Origin of the sequence: Nocardia sp. NPDC060220, assembly GCF_042727815.1 — a bacterium.
Lineage (GTDB): Bacteria > Actinomycetota > Actinomycetes > Mycobacteriales > Mycobacteriaceae > Nocardia.
Genome location: NZ_JBHWZY010000710.1, coordinates 1 through 3,641, shown reverse-complemented (window position 1 = coordinate 3,641; position 3,641 = coordinate 1). Strand labels below are relative to the sequence as shown.

Annotated in this window: 4 protein-coding genes and 1 pseudogene; 2 read left to right on the top strand and 3 right to left on the bottom strand. The window is 69.0% G+C overall.

Annotated features, from left to right (window positions below):
• Together ACFWF3_RS28205 and ACFWF3_RS28200 are read left to right on the top strand one after the other, a co-directional pair.
• Positions 1-1,026 (top strand): LVIVD repeat-containing protein (locus tag ACFWF3_RS28205; protein WP_379316491.1); only part of this gene is annotated, 1,026 nt, incomplete at its 5' end.
• Positions 1,023-1,649, top strand: a complete 627-nt coding sequence (locus ACFWF3_RS28200; protein ID WP_379316489.1) for a DUF305 domain-containing protein — start codon at positions 1,023-1,025, stop codon at positions 1,647-1,649. The genes ACFWF3_RS28205 and ACFWF3_RS28200, both read left to right, overlap by 4 nt.
• Before the next feature lie 25 nt (positions 1,650-1,674).
• Here the strand turns inward: ACFWF3_RS28200 and ACFWF3_RS28195 are convergent, their stop codons facing one another.
• The 3 genes and pseudogenes from ACFWF3_RS28195 to ACFWF3_RS28185 form a co-directional block, all read right to left on the bottom strand.
• Positions 1,675-2,529 (bottom strand): isocitrate lyase/phosphoenolpyruvate mutase family protein, encoded by an 855-nt coding sequence (locus ACFWF3_RS28195; RefSeq protein ID WP_379316487.1) that lies wholly within the window; start codon positions 2,527-2,529, stop codon positions 1,675-1,677.
• A gap of 171 nt (positions 2,530-2,700) precedes the next feature.
• Positions 2,701-3,357 (bottom strand): GntR family transcriptional regulator, encoded by a 657-nt coding sequence (locus tag ACFWF3_RS28190; protein ID WP_379316485.1) that lies wholly within the window; start codon positions 3,355-3,357, stop codon positions 2,701-2,703.
• Positions 3,344-3,641 (bottom strand): annotated as a pseudogene (locus ACFWF3_RS28185) (hypothetical protein); the annotation flags it as partial. The pseudogene ACFWF3_RS28185 and the gene ACFWF3_RS28190, both read right to left, overlap by 14 nt.

Sequence of the window (3,641 nt, the reverse complement as noted above, 5' to 3'; positions counted from 1 at the left end):
GTGTACGACATCTCCGATTGCGCGCATCCCCGGCTGCTCAATCCCGGAACCGGCTCGAATCTGCTGATGCCGCTGCCGATCACGACACACGAGGGCGGCTTCTCCCCCGACGGACGCACGTATTGGGCGTCGGGCCTGGTTCCCGGTTTTCTCAGTGCGATCGACCTCACCGACCCCGCGAATCCCCGGGTGATCTGGCAGGGGCTGACGGGGATCGAGGCACACGGGCTCGGGGTGAGTCCCGACGGAAACAGGCTCTACATCTCCGCCCTGGGCGGATTCACCGTGCTCGACGTGAGCGCGGTGCAACGCCGCGACCCGAATCCACATGTCCCCCACCTCGGCCGCACATTCTGGACCGACGGCTGGGCCACCCAGCACAGCGTGCCCGTGACCTATGACGGTGTGCCCCATCTGTTCACGGTCGACGAGGGCGGCTCCGGTGGCGTGAAACTCATCGACGTGTCCGACGACAGCGCGCCCAGGATCCCCGCGAAGATCAAACTCGAGATCAACCTGCCCGACAATATCGACGCGGGTATCGGTTCCTCGATGGGCGGTTCGGCGTTCTCCTACGAATCGCACTACTGCACCGCCGACCGTCCCGACAACCCGACCGCCCTGGCCTGCGGCTGGATCTCCTCCGGTATCCGGGTGTTCGACGTCCGCGATCCCGGCGACATCCGCGAGATCGCCTACTTCAACCCGCCTGCCCGCACCGGACGCAATCTCGAGATCTGGAACTCGCCCCACGCCCTGGCCTCGATCATCGGCATTCCGGTGATGAGCGCCCCGGCGGCACTGCGGTCGATGGCCGAGGGGCTGTTCGATCCCGCGCAGGTGCTGACCGCTCGGGCAGGCGATATCGCGTTCGGCGACCTGTCCACGGACTGGTGCCTGTCCCCGCCGGAGTGGCGTGGCGATCAGCTGTATGTCACCTGTTCCGACAACGGGTTCATGGTGTTGCAGCTCGACAACGAGGTGTACACACCGCCCGCGAACCAGCAGTCCACGGTCGGGTCGTGACCGTGAACCAGGTGATCCGCGTGGCGTTCGCGGCGGCCGCTGTCCTGTTCCTGCTGGCGCTCGGCGCGGCCCTACGACCGCTGTTCGTCACCGAGACGGCCACACCCGCACCGGTTCTCACCACAACGGAGCTGGGCTTCGTCCAGGACATGACCGCGCACCATCAGCAGGCGCTGATCCTCACCGAGCGCCTCGACCCGGCCGCGGATCCCACCGTGCGCAGGCTGGCCGACCAGATCGCCGACACTCAGCGCGTGGAGATCGGCACCTTGCTCGGCTGGACCCAGCTGGCCGGCGCCGCACCCACGGCCGATGTCCCGATGACCTGGATGGCGGGAACCCACCACCACTCGAGCGCCGCGCCGACCACGATGCCCGGTATGGCCACCATCGCCGATCTCGACACCCTCGCGGGGGCCCGTGCGGCCGACGCCGAAACCCTGTTCCTGCAACTGATGTACCGCCATCACGCGGGCGGCGTCACGATGGCCCGCGCCGCCGACACCCTGCTCACCTCGGGTCCGGTGAAGCAGGCCGCCCGCGCGATGGCCCAATCCCAAAGTCAGGAAATGGGGTACCTCGGCATGCTCCTCGACCTGCGAGGCGCCCGGCCTACTTCCTGAGGAGGCCGCCGAGTGAGCTCACCCGTCAGGTGCGGTCGGTGAAGTGGGCGTTGAGCGCCGTCTGGGTGAGTTGGGTGTCGCCGTAGGTGAAAGTGCCGTGCTCGGAGAGCTCGGTGGCCGCGTCGAGGAGGTGGCGGTAGAGCAGTCGGGCGATGCTGCCGCCGACGGTGACCCGGCGGACGCCGAGGTCGGCGAGTTCGGCCATCGACAGGCCGCCACCGGTCAGGCCCATGACGACGTTGAGCGGTCCGTCGATCGCCTCGACGAGCGTGGCGATCGTGGCGGCATCGGCCGCCCCGGGAACGAAGGCGCAGTCCGCGCCCGCGGCGAGGTAGGAGTTGGCGCGCCGGATCGCCTCGTCGAGACCGGCGTCCACCAGCAGCGCGTCGGTCCGGCCGACGAGCACGAACGGCACACCACTGGCGGCCACCGCCGCGCGCGCCGCCCGGACCCGATCCACCGCGTGCACCTCGTCGAACAGCGGGGTGGTGCGGTCGCCGGTGAAGTCCTCGATGTTGCCGCCCGCAGCACCGGCGTCGATGGCGAGGGAGAGGGTGGTCGCCACCTCCTGGGCGTCCGGCCCATACCCCTCCTCGAGATCGGCGCTGACGGGCACCCGCACGGCGGTGGTGATCTCGTGGATCCGCCCCATCATCGTCGAACGATCGACGCGACCGTGCGCACCGTGCTCGGTGAAGAAGTCGTGGTCGGGGCGACCGAACGAGAAAGCGACCCCCGCGCTGGTGGTCGCGATCGCGGGGAATCCCACCGACTCCAGAATTCGCGCACTCCCCGCATCCCAGGCATTCGGCAGCAGGAAGCAGCCTTCGCGGTGCAGATCGACGAAAGCCTGTGCGCGTGTGCGCTGTTCGCTGTCCACGAGAGCTCCTGCGGGGAGTCGAGGTGATCGTACGGGTCCATTGTGCCCGTCGCGCACGATCGCCTCGCACGTCGCCCGCTCGCTCTCGGCGCACTGCGGCTGCGGCTGCGGCTGCGGCTGCGGCTGCGGCTGCGGACGGACACCGTGATGCCCTCCCCCGAGCCGCGGCAGCTAGCGGTCGCGCAAACGCCGGACCGCGTCGTCCATGTGCTCTACGAGCAGAGCGCGAGCACGCTCGGGCGAGCCGGCGCCGATCGCTTCGTGGAGTTCGACGTGTTCGCCGGCTTGTTCGCGCAGGTCGGGGTAGGTGGTTTGGAGGGCGCCCAGGCACATGCGGGTTTCGATGAGCAGGGTGCGGGCGGCACGGACGAGGCGGGGGCTGTCGGCGGCGGTGACGAGCGCTTCGTGGAAGGCCTGGTCGGCGTCGGAGACACCGGCGGCATCGCCGGTCTCGGCGGTGCGCCGCATGGCGGTGACGCTGGGTCGCAGTGCGGCGTAGGCGATGTCGCGGCGGCCGTCGAGGATGAGGTCGAGCGCGCCGCCTTCCAGGGCGGTGCGGGCGCGGTAGATGTCGATGACGTCGTCGGTGGTGAGTTCGATGACGAAGATGCCGCGGTTGCGGATGCTGAACAGCAGGCCCTCTTGCACGAGACGTTGCATGGCCTCGCGCACGGGTCCGCGGGAGACGCCGAAACTGGTTGCCAGATCGGCTTCCCCGAGCTGGGCGCCGGGTGCCAGCGCACCGCGCATGATCGCCTCGCGCAGGCGGTCGGCGATCATCTCCGCGGTGGACTGCTGATTGACCGGCTCGAAATCAATGATCGACATGGCGACTCCCCTCCGCGAACAACGCGCCCAGCTCGGGAGCGACCGCAGTGACCCCCGCCAGCCGCAGACCTTCCCAGATGGTGACCTGGTTCGCCGTCAGCACCGGCTTGCCGAGCGCGGCCTCGAGTTTCGGAAGCACCTCGAGAGTATGCATGGCCGTATCCGGGATGAGCAGTGCCTGGGCGTAGGGGTGGTCGTTGGTGACGGCCAGGGTCAGGACCTGAACGTCGTGGGCGCGCTGATCGCGCTCGCGCTCGGTGAACCGTTCGACGAGTACCTGACGC

Bases quoted from the DNA above. Each gene is read 5' to 3' on its own strand.
- ACFWF3_RS28190 (WP_379316485.1), bottom strand. From the start codon at position 3,357: ATGTCGATCATTGATTTCGAGCCGGTCAATCAGCAGTCCACCGCGGAG.